Origin of the sequence: Sphingosinicella sp. (assembly GCF_041916975.1) — a bacterium.
Lineage (GTDB): Bacteria > Pseudomonadota > Alphaproteobacteria > Sphingomonadales > Sphingomonadaceae > Sphingosinicella.
Window position 1 is genome coordinate 602,450 of the sequence record NZ_JAYRYK010000001.1, and the last position, 17,712, is coordinate 620,161.

General features: G+C 66.0%; 12 protein-coding genes. 3 read left to right on the plus strand and 9 right to left on the minus strand.

What is annotated here, in order from left to right:
• Window positions 1-3,150, minus strand: coding sequence for an AsmA family protein (locus ACE3TJ_RS02875; RefSeq protein ID WP_374593658.1), 3,150 nt, complete (start codon window positions 3,148-3,150; stop codon window positions 1-3).
• Window positions 3,151-3,204: 54 nt separating this feature from the next.
• On the opposite strand from ACE3TJ_RS02875, the gene ACE3TJ_RS02880 reads away from it, so the two are divergent.
• Complete coding sequence (locus ACE3TJ_RS02880; protein WP_374599285.1) at window positions 3,205-5,493, plus strand: ATP-dependent helicase; 2,289 nt, start codon at window positions 3,205-3,207, stop codon at window positions 5,491-5,493.
• 327 nt (window positions 5,494-5,820) lie between these two features.
• Here the strand turns inward: ACE3TJ_RS02880 and ACE3TJ_RS02885 are convergent, their stop codons facing one another.
• Window positions 5,821-7,527 carry a DUF885 domain-containing protein gene (locus ACE3TJ_RS02885; RefSeq protein ID WP_374593660.1) on the minus strand — a complete coding sequence of 569 codons (1,707 nt, stop codon included), beginning with the start codon at window positions 7,525-7,527 and terminating at the stop codon, window positions 5,821-5,823.
• Between the two features lie 116 nt (window positions 7,528-7,643).
• Between ACE3TJ_RS02885 and ACE3TJ_RS02890 the strand changes: the two genes are divergently transcribed.
• Window positions 7,644-8,534 (plus strand): 50S ribosomal protein L11 methyltransferase, encoded by an 891-nt coding sequence (locus ACE3TJ_RS02890; RefSeq protein ID WP_374593662.1) that lies wholly within the window; start codon window positions 7,644-7,646, stop codon window positions 8,532-8,534.
• A gap of 9 nt (window positions 8,535-8,543) precedes the next feature.
• Here the strand turns inward: ACE3TJ_RS02890 and ACE3TJ_RS02895 are convergent, their stop codons facing one another.
• The 6 genes from ACE3TJ_RS02895 to ACE3TJ_RS02920 all read right to left on the minus strand — a co-directional run bounded on the left by ACE3TJ_RS02895 (window position 8,544) and on the right by ACE3TJ_RS02920 (window position 16,057).
• A complete protein-coding gene (locus ACE3TJ_RS02895; RefSeq protein ID WP_160119237.1) occupies window positions 8,544-8,696 on the minus strand; it encodes a hypothetical protein in 153 nt (50 codons plus the stop codon).
• Window positions 8,697-8,821: 125 nt separating this feature from the next.
• Complete coding sequence (locus tag ACE3TJ_RS02900) at window positions 8,822-10,057, minus strand: cytochrome P450 (RefSeq protein ID WP_374593664.1); 1,236 nt, start codon at window positions 10,055-10,057, stop codon at window positions 8,822-8,824.
• Between the two features lie 76 nt (window positions 10,058-10,133).
• Window positions 10,134-11,369 (minus strand): cytochrome P450, encoded by a 1,236-nt coding sequence (locus tag ACE3TJ_RS02905; RefSeq protein WP_374593666.1) that lies wholly within the window; start codon window positions 11,367-11,369, stop codon window positions 10,134-10,136.
• Between the two features lie 119 nt (window positions 11,370-11,488).
• Window positions 11,489-13,600 (minus strand): NAD-dependent DNA ligase LigA, encoded by a 2,112-nt coding sequence (gene ligA, locus ACE3TJ_RS02910; RefSeq protein WP_374593668.1) that lies wholly within the window; start codon window positions 13,598-13,600, stop codon window positions 11,489-11,491.
• The gene (gene recN, locus ACE3TJ_RS02915; protein WP_374593670.1) at window positions 13,597-15,249 is read right to left on the minus strand and encodes a DNA repair protein RecN; all 1,653 of its coding nucleotides are present in this window, start codon (window positions 15,247-15,249) and stop codon (window positions 13,597-13,599) included. Before recN ends, ligA begins: the two co-directional genes overlap by 4 nt.
• Before the next feature lie 10 nt (window positions 15,250-15,259).
• Entirely contained in the window at window positions 15,260-16,057 is a 798-nt protein-coding gene (locus ACE3TJ_RS02920) for an outer membrane protein assembly factor BamD (RefSeq protein ID WP_374593672.1), read from the minus strand.
• Window positions 16,058-16,143: 86 nt separating this feature from the next.
• On the opposite strand from ACE3TJ_RS02920, the gene ACE3TJ_RS02925 reads away from it, so the two are divergent.
• Entirely contained in the window at window positions 16,144-17,319 is a 1,176-nt protein-coding gene (locus tag ACE3TJ_RS02925; RefSeq protein WP_374593674.1) for a glycosyltransferase, read from the plus strand.
• Here the strand turns inward: ACE3TJ_RS02925 and ACE3TJ_RS02930 are convergent.
• Complete coding sequence (locus ACE3TJ_RS02930; protein WP_374593676.1) at window positions 17,296-17,667, minus strand: MTH938/NDUFAF3 family protein; 372 nt, start codon at window positions 17,665-17,667, stop codon at window positions 17,296-17,298. The genes ACE3TJ_RS02925 and ACE3TJ_RS02930 overlap by 24 nt on opposite strands.
• Window positions 17,668-17,712: the final 45 nt, after the last annotated feature.

Below are 17,712 nucleotides of genomic sequence, written 5' to 3' on the forward strand. Positions count from 1 at the left end.
CTACTGCTCCTCGGCCGGTTTCTTCTTCCCGAACAATTTGCCGATGCCCTTGCCGAGCGCAGTGCCGAGTTCATCCTCCACGCTCTTCTGCGGCGCGGCTTCGGCGGGCGCCTCGCCTTCCGCGATGGCCGGCGCCTGCTGCTTCTTGCCGCCGATAAGTGTGCCGAGATCGAGTTTGTCGCCGCCCACCGCCGCCTTGATGCCAACGAGTGCGATGCGCTTGCCGAACCACGTTTGCAGCGGCCCGAGCGAGTATTTCACCTCCGGCACCGGCAGCGGGCCCTTGATGGTGGCCGGAATCGCAGGCGCATCCTTGTGGCTGCCGAGGCGGATCGTGGCGACGCTGTCCGCATACCACGCGCCCATGTCGACATAGCCCTTCGCGGTCACACTGCCGCCGTCCATATCGCTCGTCACCGTGTCGATATTGAAGCGGCCGCCCTTACCGGTCGCGTCGATGGCAAGCGTACGATACTGCGTTTCGCCGCCTTTCAGCGCCGTACCCGCGAAACGGGCGAAACTGTCGAGCGAGCGCAGATCGTTCAGTTCCTCGTCGAGCGCCTTCAGGTTCACCTTGCGGATCACGCCGTTCGTCGCGGCCAGCCTAACCGGCCCGGCAAGGGAGGACATCAGCGCCTTCTGCGAACGGCCGCGCGCGGTGACGTTCGCGGTCATGTCGAACGTGCCGGTCGCGGGCGCGCTCGCCATCGCGGCCTTAAGGGACGGCTCCACCGGCACACCGCTCAGCGCGACCTTCAGCGCCATGCCCTGCGCGTCGCCCGATGTGAGCGTACCGGAGGCTGTGAAGGTGCCACCATAGAGGCCACCCTTCAAGCCTTCGATATTCAGCGTCCCGCCCTTGCTGAAGAGCGCGAGCGAAGGCTTCTCGAGCACATAGGCATCGTAGTTCGCCCGCTCCGCCGTCAGCGCGATACGGCCATCGAAATTCCGGATCCAGTCGAACGACAGCGGCTCCGAAGACCAGCGCGCGCCCTTTCCGCTTGCCGCCTCCGCCGCGCCCGTGCCGTCGTCGCCCATCAGCGCGAGCACGGGCACGACGCCCGCTTTCAGCACGGCGTTCACCACCGGCACCGAACCGCCCGTGTTGACGGACGCGTCACCCGAAAGCGTCATTCCGCCGATCTTGCCCGCAATGCCGGTGATCTTCGCAACGTCGCCCGCGCCTGCGATCTGCATCCCGAGATCGAGAGGCCCGAGCTTCGCCCCACGCGGCTCGTCCTGAAGTCGTGCGAGCACCACGCCCGCCTCCGGCGCCTTCGCCGAGGCCGCAAGCTGGTAGGCAACGTCCGGCTCCGTCCGCACCCAGCCGTTGAGCCCGATTTCCGCGCCCGCATAGGTGACCGCGCCGCCGACATCGAGCTTCGACATCGGCCCTTTCACCGTGATCGCACCCTTCACGCCCTCGCCCGCAAGGCCGAGCGCGAGGTCGGCGCGGCGGTCGGCGGAGAGCTTGTCGATGCTGCCTTTCGCCGTGATCCCGAAGCCGAGCGCCTCCTGCACCACCGCCTGCGCCAGCGTCACCTTGTCGGCGGCGTAGCTGCCCTTGGCCGCGATGCCGCCGTAGCGGTTACCGCCCATCAGCAGTTCGCCGAGTCGCACATCGAAATTCACGGTGCGCGCGAAAGCATCGCCCGCCTTGGCGCTCGTCGATGGCTTGGAAACCACGCGATCCCAGTTCAGCCCTTGCAGGCCGAGCGTCACGTCGATCGGCAGCGTTTCTCCCAGCGGGTAGTGAACCTTGCCGGCGACCGATTTGCCATCCAGCGTTCCGCGCAGGTCGCCGAGGGTGACGGCATCGTCGCGATATTCGATCGTGCCGCCGAGCGTCGCGGGCGGCAGCGACGTGTAGCCGTCCGTGCCGAACGCCGCGAGCGTCTGCGCCGGGCGCGGCAGGCTTGTGCCGAAGCGGCCCCGGAAGCGCGGATCGCCATCCGCTGCATCAAGGATACCGCGCAAAACAGCGCTGCCCCCACCCGCGAGCGCGAGCCTTGTATCGCCGAGCGTCACCACACGGTTCGCGAGCTTCACCGGCGCATTCACCGCGCCAAGCTGCATCGTGTCGTAACGCGCATCGTTCACGCGCACGAGCACATCGGCGTCGATCGTCTCGGGAAGCTCGAACGGCTCCTTGTTATCGTCCTTCTTTTCGCCCGATATCCAATCCGCCGCGTTCAGCGCATCGATGATCAACCGGCCGCTGATCGCGGTGCGCGCGCCGCGCTCCACATCGAACGCACCGCCGAATTTCGATCCCGCCACGGTTCCGCTGACATCGGCGAAGCGAAGCTGGTCCGCCGTACCCTCGATCGACGCCTTGAGCTGTACGGGCTTGGCGTAGGCGAGCGCCTTGGACGCCTCTTCGCCGCTGAACGCCGCAAGCAGGTCTCCCAGCTTTTCGCCACTGACGGTGAGCCTACCCGAAACCGGCGTCGCGGCATCGCCCTCGGCCTCGCCGATCCGGCCCGCAAAGGCGATCGTCCCCGCCTTCGCGAGCGTCGCGTCGAGCTTGAGGCCGCCCTGCTCGTAGGCCGCCTTCAGCGTCACCGGCATCGCGCCGTACCGGAGCGAACCCTCCACCGTGTACGGCCCAGCCGCGCTTGCGATGGCGACGTTCATGTCGATATCGTCCACCCGCGTCGGCTCGCCCTCGGGCGACTGCATGATGAACGTGCCCTTCTCGATGCGGAAATCCTCGATCGAGAGTTCCCCCCCCGACGATTCCGCGTCCTCCTTGGCGGGATCGGACCAGTTGCTGGTGCCGTCGGCATAGCTGATGATGCGCACGACGGGCGTTTCGAGCGCGATATACTTCACCTCCGCCCGCTTCGAGAGCAGCGGCAGGAAGGCGACAGCGGCGGAGAGCTTTTCCGCCTTCACCAGCGGCTCGCGGCTCGGCCCGAAGCCGGTGACGGTGAGGCCTTCGGCAGAAAGGCGCGGGCTCGGCAGCAGTGAAAAGCCGATGTCGCCCGCCACCTCCACATCATAGCCGGTTGCTTCTTCCACGGCCGTAACAAGCTGCGGCTTGAACCAGTTCCAGTCGATGAAATACGGCACGATCGCAACAACCGCCGCCGTTCCCGCCACCGCTCCGAACCCGATCCACGTCTTCCGCATTGCGCTTCCGTTCACAAAATGTTCTTCACGCTGGCCAAGGCAGCACCATAGAGACTATCACAGCGCATGATGAGTGTATCCGTTCCGACCTCGACCCGCGATGAACCGCCCTATCTCAGCGGCCTGAACGCGCCGCAGCGTGACGCCGTGCTAACGACGGAAGGCCCCGTGCTGATGCTGGCGGGCGCGGGAACGGGGAAAACGCGCGCGCTCACGTCGCGCCTTGCGCACATCATCTACACGCAGCGCGCGTGGCCATCCGAAATCCTCGCCGTCACCTTCACCAACAAGGCGGCGCGCGAGATGCGCGAGCGGATGCACAGCGTGATTGGGGATGTGTCGGAGGGGCTGGGCTGGCTCGGCACCTTCCATGCCGTCGCCGCGAAGATGCTGCGCCGCCACGCCGAGCTTGTCGGGCTCAAATCGAACTTCTCGATCCTCGACACCGACGACCAGATTCGTCTCTTGAAGCAGATCATCACCGCCGCCGATCTCGACGAAAAGCGCTGGCCGGCGCGGCAGTTCGCCGGGGTGATCGACAAGTGGAAGAACCGCGGCTGGACCCCGGAAACGCTCCCGAAGGATGAAGTATGGGCATTCGCGGACGGCAAGGCAGGCACGCTCTACGCCGCCTACCAGGCGCGGCTCGTGGAGCTGAACGCCACCGATTTCGGCGATCTTCTGCTGCACATGCTCACGATCTTCGCGAAGCATCGCGACGTGCTGGAGCAGTACCAGACGCGTTTCCGCTACATCCTCGTCGACGAGTATCAGGACACCAACGTCTCGCAGTATCTCTGGCTGCGCCTGCTCGCGCAGAAGCACAAGAACATCTGCTGTGTGGGCGACGACGACCAGTCGATCTATTCGTGGCGCGGCGCGGAAGTCGCCAACATCCTGCGCTTCGAGCAGGATTTCCCGGGCGCCAAGGTGATCCGCCTCGAACAGAACTACCGCTCCACCGGCCACATCCTCGGCGCAGCCGGCGGCCTCATCGCGCAGAACGCCGACCGCCTCGGCAAGACGCTGTGGACCGAGGCGGACAGCGGCGAAAAGGTCCGCGTGCTCGGCGTGTGGGATGGCCCCGAAGAAGCCCGCCGCGTCGGCGAGGAGATCGAAAGCCTCCAGCGCCGCGGCGTCTCCGCCGACCACATCGCCATCCTCGTGCGCGCGCAGTATCAGATGCTGGAGTTCGAGGAGCGCTTTGTGCGCGTCGGCATCCCGTTCCGCATCATCGGCGGGCCCCGATTCTTCGCCCGCCTCGAAATCCGCGACGCCCTCGCCTATTTCCGTGTCGTCAGCCAGCCCGCCGACGACCTCGCCTTCGAGCGCATCGTCAACACGCCCAAGCGGGGCCTCGGCGACAAGAGCCTGCAGCGCCTCCACCAGTTCGCCGCCGCGGCTGGAATCTCTCTCTCCGTCGCCGCCTCGGACATCGCCGGCACCAGCGAGATTCCCCCGGCTGCGCGCAAGGCGCTCGCACAGCTTTCCGAGGATTTCCGCCGCTGGCGCGGGCATCTATCCGATAAGATGCCCCACCCGGAACTTGCCCGCATCATCATCGAGGAATCAGGCTATCTCGCCATGTGGCAGGCCGACCGCTCCACCGAGGCGCAGGGCCGCGTGGAGAACCTGCTCGAACTCACCCGCGCGATGGAAGAGTTCGAATCGATGGAGGCGTTCCTCGAGCACGTCAGCCTCGTGATGGACAACGAGGAGGCGCGCGACGAGCCCAAGGTCACGATCATGACGCTCCACGGAGCCAAGGGCCTCGAATTCGACCACGTCTTCCTCGTGGGCTGGGAGGAAGGCGTATTCCCCTCGCAGCGCTCGCTCGACGAAGGCGGGCTCAAGAGCCTCGAAGAAGAACGCCGCCTTGCCTACGTCGGGATCACGCGCGCGAAGCAGGAAGCGACGATCCTCCACGCCGCAAACCGCCGCGTCTACGGCCAGTGGACCTCGTCCATCCCCTCACGCTTCGTGAATGAACTCCCGCGCGAGCATATCGAGGCCGAAACCTCGCTCTCCGGCGGCGCCTCGCTCTGGCGCGCCGCGCTCGACGAGCGCGATCCCTTCGCGGACGTCCACCGCGCCACCCAGCGCGGCCACGGCCCTGGCTGGCAACGCGCCCAAACCTACGGCCGCCCCACCCGCGCCGCGACACAGATCGACGCGAAACCCGTCTCGGTCACCGTCGGCGCCGCCCCCCGCCGCGACCTCTCCGTGGGGATGCGCGTGTTCCACCAGAAATTCGGCGGCGGCACGATCAAGGGCATCGAGGGCAACAAGCTCGAAGTCGCGTTCGATCACGCGGGCGAAAAGCGTGTGCTGGACAGCTTTGTAGAGGTGCAGGGGTAGAGCCACTGCTCTCCAATGGCTCGACAGAAGACCACCCAGATCTGCGTATCAATTAAGCATTCTAAGAAGTGAGCGCAGTCTTTTCCAAAGCTCCGGCCAATACGGCCTAGGTGGCTCCATAGCGTCTCTTCCGTCTATAATCGAATACCATTCATCAGAGACACCTTTTAGGAATACTTCCCTTTCTTCTTTCGTAACGCGTATACCTTTGGAATTCGGCCACGCGTAATAGATGTAACCTCCATCAACCGCCTGAAAACTCCATTCAGCCGCCAGAGCCGTTTCATCAATTCTGTTCATCGGAAAAACTCGTTCCGCCACCAGTTCTCAAAACACCGCCTTCGCTTCAGCTTCCTTCATCATCGCCTTCCTCACCAGCGGGATCGGCGGCCCGCCATACCCAAGAAACTCGTCGTGGAACGCCTTCCACGCCTTGCGGCCGCCGCGTGATGCCGTCCAGTCCTCGCGGAGCTTGCGGATCAGCAGCTTGCCCATCGTGTAGTTGAGATAGGCGGGATCGTATGTGCCGCGCGCCGATTGCTGGCGGGCGTTGCCTTCGTCCTGATAGCACTGGTCGCGGAACATCTGGCGGGATTGCTCCACGCTCATGCCCCGCGCGTGCATCCCGATCGCGGAGAGGTAGCGGCAATCGCGCAGCAGCGCGTTCGAAAGCTGGCCGACATGTGTCGCGGGGTCGCCGTTCCCGAGCCCCGCTTCCCACATCATCTCCTCGGTGTAATGTGCCCAGCCTTCCGCGAAGGCATAGCCGACGAACACCTTGCCGAACTGCGATTTCGCGCGGTTCGCGTGCAGGAAATTGAGGAAATGCCCCGGCCAGACCTCGTGCACCGAGGTGAACAGCAGGTCGAGCTTGCCCGGCACGAACGCGTCCTGCACGTCTTTCGGCCACGAAGGATCGGGCGGCGAGATGTAGTAGACGGACGGCAGCCCTTTCTCATACGGCCCTGGGATATCGATGTAGGCGCTGTTCTGCCGGTTGAACGGCGGCGATTCCTCAACGAGCGCTTCCTCCGTCCCCGGAATGGTCACGAGATCGGCCTTCACCAGAAACGCCTTCAGGTCCGGAAGCTGGCGCCGCGCCTCCGCGACCGGGCCGTCCGCGGGTTTGTCGTTCGCGACGACTTCCATGCAGTCCGCGATGGATTTACCGGGCGCGAGCTTGTCGCACGCCGATTTCAGCGCGGCCTGATTGCGCTTCAGGTCCGCCTCGCCGATGCGTTCCAGTTCATCGAGGCTGATGTCGACGCCCTCGGTTTCGCGCACCATCGCCGCAAAGGTTTCCGCGCCCAGCACGAAATCCTCGGTCTGGCCGGCACGCTTGGTTTCCAGGAAGGCGGCAAGATCGCGCATCGCCTTCGCGCCCGTGCTGCTCGCCGCGTCCAGTTCCTTCTGAAGCGCTGCGTCCTTCACCTCCGCGAAGGCCATCTTCACGTCCTTCGCGAAATAATCGGCATAGCCGTTGAACGCCGCGAGACCGTAATCGATGTACGTGCGCGGCATCGGCCCCGTGAGGTTCGCCTTGATCTGCTCGGCGGCCTTGGGAAGCGCGTTCGCGTATTTCACGAACGCCTTCAGGCGCACGTCCGGTGCCGCATAGGGCCGCGCCACATAGACGTTCGGGTCGAGCCCGCCATCGGTGTAGAAGGCCGGATTGCGATAGGGCCAGCGCGCCGTTTCCAGCCAGAACAGGCTGCCACGCGTCACCGCGATCAGATAGTCGCGCTCGAAACGCTCGGCATCGGCGAGGCCGGCGGGATCGATCGCCTCCGCGTCGGCAAGCGCATCCTTCAGCCGCGCGATCTCCGCATCGATTCCCCCCTTCGACCAGTCCGGCAGGATACCGTCGTACTCATGCCGCCCCTGATAGACGGCGAAATAGGGATCGGCCTTGAAGGTCGCCTCGATATAGGCGTCGGAAAACGCCTTCCAGTCCGCCTTGGGCGGAGCTTTCGGCGCTGAATCGCAGGCGGCGACACCCATAAGAAGAAGCGGCAGAAGCGTGCGGAGTTTCATGGATCAACCCTCGGCAGGAACATTGTCGCGGCAGCATGGCGTCCCGGCGCGGCGCTGCCAAGCGCCGTTCGTCGAAACATTGCCACCCGCCCCCGCCCGGCCTATTCCCCGCGGGTATGACGACATGGAAACTCACATTCGCCTGCACGCGCGCCGAAGCCGATCTCTTCACCGGCGATGTGCCCGAACTCGCCGACTTCGATCCGCCCCCCGTCGTGATGACGAGCGAGCCGGATGAATCGAAGCCCGACGACTGGCAGCTCGACGTTTACACCGAAGAGCACCCGCCGCAGGCGCTGATCGAGGCGGTCTCCGCGCTGATGCCGAGCGCGAAAGGCGCGCATACGCTTGTCGAGCTGGCCGACGAGGATTGGGTAACGATGAGCCAGGCGGGGCTCGATCCGGTCGATGCCGGGCGCTTCTTCGTCCACACCGCGGCGGATGCGGAAAAACTGCCGCCGGGCCGCCTCGGCCTTCAGATCGAGGCGGGGCTTGCCTTCGGTACCGGTCAGCACGCGACGACGACGGGCTGCTTGCTGACGCTTGATGCGCTCGATTTCGCGCCGAAGAACGCGCTCGATCTCGGCACGGGAACGGCGATCCTTGCTCTCGCGATCGTCAAGGCGTGGCCGGAGGCGGTCGTCACCGCAAGCGACATTGATCCCGTCGCGATCAAGGTTTCGCGCGAGAATACCGAAGTGAACATGGTTAACATCGGCGAAGCCGCAGGCGAAATCGCGCTCTATGTGGCTGATGGGCTGGAAGATGCGGCGCTTGCCGCACGCGGGCCGTTCGATCTTGTCGTGGCGAATATTCTCGCCGGGCCGCTTATTGAAATGGCGCCGTCCATCGCGGCGGCGCTTGCGCCCGGCGGGACGTTAGTCCTCGCCGGGTTGCTCGCGGGTCAGGCCGAAGCGGTTGAAGCGGCGTACCGCGATTGCGGGGTCGCGCCGGCCTCCAGAACCGTCATCGGCGAGTGGCCGACCTTGCGGCTCCTCAAAGCCTGAGGCCCGTGGTTACGGGCGCCAGGCGTGGAACAGCTGCATGTCGCGGCCGCGCTCGCTGAAAAGTCCAGCAAGGCTGCGCGCTTCACGAAGCTTGGTCGGCTGCACCGTCTGCCCATCCTGCGGGAACGCCATCGTGGCGGCCTTTGCATATGCGTAGATCATGTAAGCCTCCTGCTGCCGCCCCTAGTGGCGACAGGGAGACATATGGTGCAGTGCAACATCAGTGAGTAGTCGATGAAATCTTCTACCGGCCATGCAACCAGTGCATAGCTCTTTCTAAACACCTGTTAAGACTTGGTGATCCGGACCATCTGTTCCTTGTAGCCGTTAATGAACGGGGAAGGCACGCGCAGCGGTTGTGCAACTGCTTCCACGTCGATGCCGCGCGCAAGCATTTCCTCGATCAGGATCGAAAGCTGCAATTCGGCGAGACGCGCACCAACGCAGCGGTGGATACCGTAACCGAACGACAGGTGCCGCCGTGCGTTTTCCCGGCCGAAGTCCACGCGGTCCGGATCTTCGAAGACTTCCGTGTCGCGGTTGGCGGAGATGTACCACATCACCACCTTGTCGCCCTTGCGGATGGTCTTGCCGCCAAGCTCCGTGCCCTCTTTCGCCGTGCGCCGCATGTGCGCGAGCGGCGTCTGCCAGCGGATGAGTTCGGAAACGGCATTGGGAACGAGGCTCCGGTCCGCCTTCAGCTTCGCCCATTCGCCGGGAAATTCGTTCATGATGCGGACGAGCCCGGTCATCGAGTTCCGCGTCGTGTCGTTGCCGCCCACGATCAGCAGCACGAGATTGCCGATGAATTCCTGCTCATCCATCTTCGACAAAGCTTCGGAATGGATCATCATCGAAAGCAGGTCCGGCGCGGGCGGCGCATTGAGGCGCGCCTGCCAAAGCCCGTGGAAATAAGCGCCCATCTCGTAAAGGATGCGCGTGCGCTCTTCCCGCATCGCCGGATCGGCCGCCGCCTGCACGTCGCCCGCCCAGTCCGACCACTTGGTGAGCAGCCGGCGGTCCTCCCACGGAAAATCAAACAGGATCGCAAGCATCTGCGTGGTGAGCTCGATCGAAACCCGGTCCACCCAGTCGAAGGTCTCGCCCACCGGCAGGCCGTCGAGCAGCGCTGCCGTCCGCGCACGGATCGGCCCGGCAAGCCGCTGCATCTCGCTCGGCGTGAAGGCAGGCGCCACGACGCGGCGCTCGGCGGTATGCTGCGGCCGGTCCATCGCGATGAACATCGGGAACTTCAGTTCCTGGTCGAGCGCGTCGAGCACGGTGATGCCGCCATACTCCCACGACGAGGAGTAAATGTCCGGCAGCGCCTCGACATGCACGATGTCCTTGTAGCGCGTCACCGACCAGTAGGGCGCGAACATCCCCTCCGTGCAATAATGCACCGGGTCTTCGGCGCGCAGCCGCGCGAACAGCGCGGGCCATGTCTGCTCGGTGAAATAGCGGTAGTCCGCCGGATCGATCGCGGCGAGATCGCTGCTTCCCGCCGCCACTTTGGTCGCCATGGCGAAGCCTCCCTTCCTCACCCCCGCAAACAGGAGAATGACGGAAAGGATGCGCGTCGTAACGCGCTCCAAAACGCTAGGATCGGGTCATCGTCACCATCTGCTTGCGGTAACCGTTCGCGAAGGGCGACGGAATCCGCATCGGCGCGTGGAGCGGCGTTACCTGCATCTCGCGGCTCAGCATCTCTTCGAGCAGGATGTAGAGCTGAAGCTCGGCAAGCCTGGCACCGACGCAGCGGTGGATGCCGAAGCCGAAGGCCATGTGGCGCCGCGCATTGGCGCGCGTCACGTCGAAGCGGTCCGCATCGGTGAAGACGGCCTCGTCGCGGTTCGCGCTGTTGTACCACAGCACGATCTTGTCATCCTTGCGGATGAGCTTGCCGCCGATCTCCGTGTCTTCCGTCGCCGTGCGCCGCATGTGCGACAACGGCGTCTGCCAGCGGATCAGTTCCGACACGGCGTTGACAACAAGGCCGCGGTCGGCATCCAGCAGCGGCCGGTTTTCGGGAAACTGATCGAGCGCGACGACGAGCCCGGTCATCGAATTGCGCGTCGTGTCGGTGCCGCCGATCACCAGCAGCATCAGGTTGCCGCAGAATTCCTGCGGCCGAAGATTGGACATCGCGTCCGAATGGATCATCCGCGACAGAAGATCGGGCGCGCGCCCGCTGTTCCGCCGTTCGGCCCACAGCCGCCCGAAATAGTCGACCATCTGTTGGAGCACGCGCTGGCGCTTGCGGCGCAGCGCCGGGCTCACCGCGGCGCGGAAATCGCCCGCCCAGTTCGCCCATGTCGCGAGCAGGCGGCGGTCTTCCCAGGGGAAATCGAACAGCGTCGCCAGCATTTGCGTCGTGAGTTCGGTCGAAACGCGGTCCACCCAATCGAACGCCTCGCCCACCGGCAGGCTGTCGAGCAGCGCCGCCGTGCGCGTGCGGATCGCTGCGGAATGGTCTGTGAGCGCGCTCGGGCTGAACGCGGGTGACACGGTGCGCCGCATCGCGGTGTGTTCGGGCCGGTCCATCGCGATGAACATCGGCAGCTGGATGTCGGGGTCGTTGTGCAGGATGGTGATGCCGCCGTGCGTCCACGACGACGAGAAAAGCTGCGGCAGCGCCTCGACATGCGCGATATCGGCGTGCCGCGTGACGGACCAGTACGGCCCATAGAAGCTGGCGGGACAGAAATGCACGGGATCGTCGCGCCGCAGGCGCGCGAACACCTCGGGCCAGCGGCCCTCGCCGTACAAGTCGTTCGCCGTAACATCGAGCGCACCTGACTCAGGATGCGTCGTGGCGACAGCCAAGCTTCTCATGTCCAACAGACCCCCGGTTCTGCCGAAACGCCAGCAGGTTACGGACTGTTTTTACCATGTCCATAAAAAAACGTCATCTATGTGACTGGCCCAGGGATGCGCGCACGTGCCGCAGGGCGTCAGCTTTGCCGGACGATTTCCAGCCATGCCGCCTCGTCGATCACCTCGATGCCGAGGTCAGCCGCCTTCTTCAGCTTCGACCCCGCGCCCGGCCCGGCGACGACGAGATCGGTTTTCGCCGACACCGATCCCGCGACCTTGGCGCCGAGCGCCTGCGCCTGCGCCTTCGCCTCGTCACGCGACAAGGCCTCAAGCGTGCCGGTGAACACCACCGTCTTGCCGCTGACGCGCGACTCCCGCGTCTCGAACACGACATCGGCGGGGGAAACTTCCGTCAGCAGGTCGGCAACCGCCTCGGCATTGTGCGGCTCGGCGAAGAAATCGACAAGCGCGAGCGCCACTTCCGGCCCGACGCCCGGCGTTTCGATGATCGCCGCAAGTTCTTTCGCCTCGCGCGCAAGAAACTTGTCCTCCGTCTCCCCGAGCACAGGCGAAAGCTCCGCGCGCCGCGCGAGCGCCCGGTCGATCATCTCGCGAAACGCGGCCCAGCTCCCATAGCGCCGCGCCAGATCGCGCGCCGTCACCTCGCCGACATGCCGGATGCCGAGCGCATTCAGGAACCGGTCGAGCGGAGGCGCACGCCGCGCGTCGATCGCGGCAACGAGGTTCGCAACCGACTGCTCGCCCCACCCGTCCCGCGTTTTCAGCGCGTCCGCGTGCGTGTGCAGCCGGAAGATATCCGCAGGCGATTGCAGCAATCCGTCGGCGAACAGCTCGACGATGCTCTTCTCGCCGAGCCCCTCGATATCAAGCGCCCGCCGCGACACGAAGTGTCGCAGGCGTTCGACACGCTGCGCAGGGCAGATGAGCCCGCCCGTGCAGCGATAATCCACCTCGCCCGGCTCCCGCTCCGCCGCCGATCCGCACTCGGGGCAGTGATCGGGGAACACGAACGGCGGACGATCCTCGTCCCGCGTGAGGTTCTCGACGATCTGCGGGATCACGTCGCCCGCGCGCTGGATACGCACCCGGTCGCCGGGCCGCGCACCCAGCCGCCCGATCTCGTCGGCGTTGTGAAGCGTGACGTTGGACACGATGACGCCGCCCACGCCCACCGGCACAAGTCGGCCAACCGGCGTCAATTTGCCCGTGCGCCCCACCTGGATGTCGATCGCTTCCAGCGTGGTCTCCGCCTGCTCGGCGGGGAACTTGTGCGCCAGCCCCCAGCGCGGCGCACGTGCGACGAAGCCGAGCCGTTCCTGCCAATCCAGCCGGTTCACCTTGTAGACGACGCCGTCGATATCGTAGCCGAGATCGGCGCGCGCGTGCTCGATCCGGCGGTAGTGATCGAGCGCACCCTCCGCGCCGTCCACCAGCGCGAGCAGCGGATCGACCGGGATGCCCCAGCCCGCAATCGCCTGCATCACCGCCATCTGCATGTCGGCGGGGAGCGCCGTCACCTCCCCCCAGCCGTGCGCGAGAAAGCGCAGCGGCCGCGCCGCCGTGATCGTGGCATCCTTCTGCCGCAGCGAGCCCGCCGCCGCGTTGCGGGGGTTGGCGAAGATCTTGCCACCCGCCCGTTCCTGCTCCGCGTTCAGCGCAAGGAAATCGGCCTTCGACATGTAGACCTCGCCGCGCACCTCGAACACGGGTGTGTCGATCGGCAGGCGCTGCGGAATGTCGGCGATGGTGCGGACGTTCGTGGTCACGTCCTCGCCGACGCTGCCGTCTCCGCGCGTCGCTGCCTGCACGAAGACGCCGCGCTCGTAGCGCAGCGAGCACGAAAGCCCATCGATCTTGGGTTCGGCCGTGAGCGCCACGGGCTCCTCCGGCCCAAGCCGCAGATAACGTCGGATGCGCCCGACGAAATCCTCGACCTCCTCAGCACTGAACGCATTGTCGAGGCTCAGCATCGGCTTCGCGTGCGTCACCTTCGCGAACGCGCCCGCAGGCGCCGCGCCCACGCTCCGCGACGGACTGTCGGCACGCACGAGTTGGGGGAATGCAGCCTCGATCGCTTCATTGCGCTTTTCCAGCGCGTCGAATTCCGCGTCGCTGATCTCCGGGTCGTCGTGCTCGTAATAGGCGCGCCGATGCCGGGCGATCTCTTGCGCCAGATGTTCGAGTTCCGCCGCCGCTTCGGCCTCGGTCAGGTCTTTAATACGCTTCACGCCAGCAATCTCTCCGCCTGCGCCCGCGCCTCATCGGTGATCTCGGCGCCCGAGAGCATCCGCGCGATCTCCTCACGCCGCGCCTCGGCATCCAGTCGAACGACCGCTGTACGCGCCGCGTTCCCGTCCGAAGCCTTCTCGATGCGGAACTGCTGCGCCGCGCGCGCCGCAACCTGCGGGCTATGCGTCACCACCAGCACCTGCGCGCCCTCGGCAAGTCGCGCCAGCCGCTCGCCGATCGCGCTCGCCGTCGCACCGCCGACACCCCTGTCGATCTCGTCGAAGATCAAGGTGCCCTGCCCACGCGTTTCGGAAAGCGCCACTTTCAGCGCCAGCATGAAGCGCGAAAGCTCGCCACCGCTGGCGATCTTCATGAGCGGCCCGAACGGCGCGCCGGGGTTCGTCGAAATCTCGAACTCGGCGCGGTCGGTTCCGGCCTCCGACCACTGCGTCTCGGGCAGCGTTTCCACCACTGTGCGAAACTTCGCAGCTTCCAGCTTCAGCGGCGGCAACTCCGCGGCCATCGCGCGATCAAGCCGTTCCGCAGCAGCCCGCCGTGCCGTGCCGAGCGCGTCGGCAGCCTTGATGAACGCCTCCCGCGCGCGCGCGACCTTGCGCTCCAGCCCCGCAAGCCCCGCCTCGCCCGCCGCGATCGCCGCCGCGCGCGCCTCGAACTCGGCGGCAAGATCGGCGAGCCGATCGGGCTCCACACGGTGCTTGCGCGCGACGCCGCGCAGCTCGAACAGTCGGCTTTCCGAAGCATCGAGCTCAGCCGGGTCGAACCACAGCGCATCGCGTGCGGCGCGAAGGTGATCCTCCGCTTCTCCCGCCTCGACGAGCGCCCGGTCGAGCGCCGCGAGCATCTCGCCAAGCAGAGGATGCTCGCCAGCCACCCGGTCCAGCCGCCGCGCCGCAGTGCGCAGGCGTGCAAGGCCGCCATCGCTGCCGTCGAGATCGCCGCTGATCGCGTCCAGGTCTTCGACAAGCTTCTGGCCCTTCAGCATGTCGCTGCGCCGCGCCGCGAGCGTTTCCTCTTCGCCGGGTTCGGGCCTCAGCGCACGCAGCTCCGCAACGGCGTGCTCCAGAAACTCCCGGTCGCGTTCGTCGCGCTCCACGGTCTCCCGCGCCGTCGCAAGCGCCGCTTCCGCATCCCGCCACGCCCGGTAGGCCTCACCGCAGGCGCCCGTATCGATGCCCGCGAAAGCATCGAGGAGCGCCCGGTGCCCCTTCGGATTGAGCAGTCCCCGCTCGTCATGCTGGCCGTGGATTTCAATGAGCGTGCCGCCGACGTCGCGAAGAAGCTGCGCACTCACGGACTGGTCGTTCACGAATGCCCGGCTGCCGCCGTCGCTGCGCACGATCCGGCGCAGCACGATCTCCTGCCCTTCGGTCTCGATACCCTGCTCGCCGAGCAGCGCGAACGCCTCGTGGTCTGCGCCCACGCTGAACACCGCCGTCACCTGCGCCTGCCCCGCCCCCGCGCGCACAAGGCCCGTGTCGCCACGCGCGCCGAGCGCGAGGCCGAGACTGTCGAGCAGGATGGATTTGCCCGCGCCGGTCTCGCCGGTCAGCACGCCGAGGCCTTCGCCGAAATCGAGCGAAAGCTGTTCGATAAGGACGACGTTGCGGATTTCCAGCGCGGCCAGCACGCCAGCCGCCTCAGCCGGTGGTGTAGCGTTCGACGAGCGCGAAGCTGCGCTCGTACCACTTCGATCCGGGATAGTTGTACCCGAGCGCCGCCGCCGTCTTCCGCGCCTCGTCGCGCAGGCCGAGCGCGAGATAGACCTCCACGAGCCGGTGCAGCGCCTCCGGCGTGTGGCTCGTCACGTCATACTTGTCGACGACGTTGCGGAAGCGCGAGGCAGCCGCGATGAACTGGCGGCGCTGCTGGTAGAAGCGGCCGATTTCCATTTCCTTGCCGGCGAGGTGGTCGCGGGCAAGATCCATCTTCATCCGCGCATCGGACGCATAGGGCGAATCGGGGAAGCGGCGCGTCACCTCGGTAAGCGCGGAAAGCGCCTGATCGGTGATCTTCTGATCGCGCTGCACATTGGCGATCTGCTCGTAATAGCTGATCGCGATCAGGTAGTAGGCGTAGGCCGCATCCTTGTTGCCGGGGTGCAGCGACAGGAAGCGCTGCGAAGACAGGATCGCCTGCTGATAATCCTTCGCCAGATAGTACGAAAAACCGCTCATCAGCTGGGCGCGGCGCGCCCATGTCGAATAGGGGTGCTGGCGCTCCACCTCGTCGAAGATCAGCGCCGCCTGCTTGTAGCGTCCCTTGTTCAGCGTATCCTTGCCGAAGTTGTAGAGCGTCTCGACGTCGCGCGCGATGTAGCTGCGATCGGAGACGTTCGGCCCCTTCTTGCCGGCACAGGCCGACAGCGCGAGGCCGGCGGCAACGAGGAGCAGGAGGGCACGGCCGGTCGCGCGACCGGTACGGGACGAAGCTGTCATGCGGCACTCCTTAACCGGTCGCGAACGGTGCGCCAAGCGCTGATGGGTTGGCAGGCGCGGGATACTGACGCTATCAGCATGACGCCGTGCTGAACGTCCTCACCTTCTCCTCGCTGTACCCCAACGCCGTGCAGCCGAATTTCGGCGGATTCGTCGAGCGACAGACAGCACGCCTCGCCGCGCGCGGCGATGTGGACCTGAAAGTTCTCGCGCCCGTCGGCATGTTCCTGCCGGTCGGTCCTTACGCGGCGCTCACGCGCGTGCCGGGACAGGGCGAGCATAACGGCATCCCGGTTTTCTGGCCGCGTTTTCCGCTGCTCCCCGCTGTCGGCTGGCGTTTCAACCCCGCGCTTGCGTACCGGGCCGGGCGGAACGTGCTCCTCGATCTCATCGCCGACGGCTTCTGCCCCGATGTGATCGATTGCGAGTTTTTCTGGCCGGATGGCCCCGCCGCCGTGCGGCTGGGCCGCGCGTTCGGAATTCCGGTCTCCATCAAGGCGCGGGGGTCGGACATCCGCCTTTGGGGCCAGCGCCCTGCCGCGCGGAAGATGATGGTGGATGCCGCGAATGCGGCGGACGGCCTGCTCGCGGTCTCCGAATCGCTGAAGGCCGACATGGTCGCGATCGGAATGCCTAAAGAGAAGATTCGCGTGCACCGCACGGGCATCGAGCTTGATCGTTTTCGCCCCGTGGACCGCGCGGCCGCGAAGGCGTCGGTCGGCGTTTCGGGGCCGCTGCTGCTCGCCGTCGGCAACCTCGTCGCGCTCAAACGTTTCGACCTCGTGATCGGAGCGGCCGAGCTGCTGCCCGATGCCACGCTGTTCATCGCAGGCGAAGGGCGCGAACGGCGAAAACTGGAAGCGATGATCGCCGAACGCGGCCTCTCTCAGCGCGTCCGGCTGCTCGGCGGGGTGCACCACGCCGACATGCCCGCCCTGATGGCCGCGGCAGATGTGTTCGTTCATGCCTCATCGAGCGAGGGCCTCGCCAACGTGTGGGTCGAAGCGCTCGCAAGCGGCACGCCCGTCGTCACCGCGAACGTCGGCGCCGCCGCCGAAGTCGTGGACCGCGCCGAAGCCGGAACGCTGATCGACGATGCTCGGCCCGCCGTTTTCGCCGAGGCGATCCGCGCCATGCTGGAAACGCCTCCGTCACCCGAGGCCGTGCGGGCATCAGCGCTGCGTTTCGACTGGAAGACCAACACCGATGCGCTCCACGCGCACCTCAGCGGGATCGTTTCAGGCACCGAGGCCCAGCAGTAAGGCGCCGACAAGACGCCCTTCCCCGGCCAGCACATTGTAGGTCCGCGCGGCAAGCTGCGACGTCATGACGTCAACCCCCGCCCCCTTCGCGGCGAGCGCATCGAGCAGATCCTGATCGGGCCAGCACAGCGCGGCTCCCGTGCCTACGAGCAGAATCTCCCGCGCGGGATCAAGCGCGAGCAGCGGCGCGAAGGCTTCCAGCGTGATCGCATCGCCCGCGTCCTCGATACCGCCCGGCCAAATGAGGATGCTTCCCGCACGCGCTTCCCCAGCGACGACAAACCGGCCGCCCCGGATCGCATCGATACGGTGGACGCCGCGCGGGCCTGTCTGCAGTTCGAGCGGCACGTGCTAGAGCCTGTCCTGTTCAGTTTGAGGCATCGTGATTGCGTT